The organism is Blastococcus sp. KM273129, assembly GCF_021698995.1.
Classification (GTDB): domain Bacteria; phylum Actinomycetota; class Actinomycetes; order Mycobacteriales; family Geodermatophilaceae; genus Blastococcus.
On sequence record NZ_SSXB01000170.1, the window covers coordinates 1 to 1,124 of the forward strand.

Here is a 1,124-nt window from a genome sequence, read left to right on the forward strand (position 1 = left end):
TGTACTGATCGGGCAGGTTGGTGCACTGCCTCCGCTGAAGGCGGATCTTGATGTGAGGAGGGACCTCCGGGTTGGTTGTGGGAGCCGCCAAGCACCCACTCCACCCAGGAGGTCCCTCGTGGTTCACCGTAATGCGCCGCTGACCGAGACCGGACGGCTTCGACTGGCCCGCTGCATCGTCGATGACGGCTGGCCGGTGGCCTGGGCTGCGGAGCGGTTCCAGGTCTCGCGCCCCACGGCGACCAGATGGGCCAGCCGCTATCGGCAGCTGGGCCTGGCCGGCATGGCTGACCGCTCCAGCCGGCCGCATCACTCGCCTCGGCGCACGCCGCAGCCGGTCGTACGCAAGATCGTGCACCTGCGGTGGAAGCAGCGGCTGGGACCGGTGGCGATCGCCACCAAGGTGGGGTTGGCGCCCTCGACGGTGCACCGGATCCTGGTCGCCTGTCGCATCAACCGGCGCTGGCACGTCGACCGGGTCACCGGAGAACCGATCCGCCGCATCACGCTGACCCGGCCCGGCGAGCTGGTGCACGTCGATGTGAAGAAGCTGGGCAACATCCCTGACGGCGGTGGCTGGCGCAAGCTCGGCCGCGCCCAGGGCGGACGTAACAGCCATGCCCACCGCGACCCGGCCCGGCCACGCAAGAAGGGCACCGGCGGCGGGCATCCCAACCTGGGCTACTGCTACGTGCACTCGGCCATCGATGGCCACACCCGGCTGGCTTACTCCGAGGCCCTCGACGACGAGACCGCCGCCACCGCGCTGGCCTTCTGGACCCGAGCCCGGGCCTTCTTCGCCGACCACGGCATCACTGTGGAACGCGTCCTGACCGACAACGGCGCCGCCTACGTCAGCCACGCCTGGCGCGACGCCCACCAGCAGCTGGGCATCAAGCACTCCCGCACCCGGGTCCGCCGGCCTCAGACCAACGGCAAGGTCGAACGGCTCAATCGGACGCTGCTCGAGGAATGGGCCTACAAGCGGCTCTACACCTCCGAGACCGCCCGCCGCGCAGCTCTGCCAGGCTGGCTGCACCAGTACAACCACCACCGGCCCCACACAGCTCTGGGCAACCTCCCGCCCATCACCGGCTGCAGCAACGTCCCCGATCAGTACAGCT

At 69.7% G+C, this 1,124-nt stretch carries 1 protein-coding gene; it reads left to right on the forward strand.

Going from position 1 to position 1,124, the window contains the following annotated elements; translation table 11 throughout:
• Positions 1–118: 118 nt before the first annotated feature.
• Positions 119–1,124 (forward strand): IS481 family transposase (locus E9565_RS21860; RefSeq protein ID WP_236836720.1); only part of this gene is annotated, 1,006 nt, incomplete at its 3' end.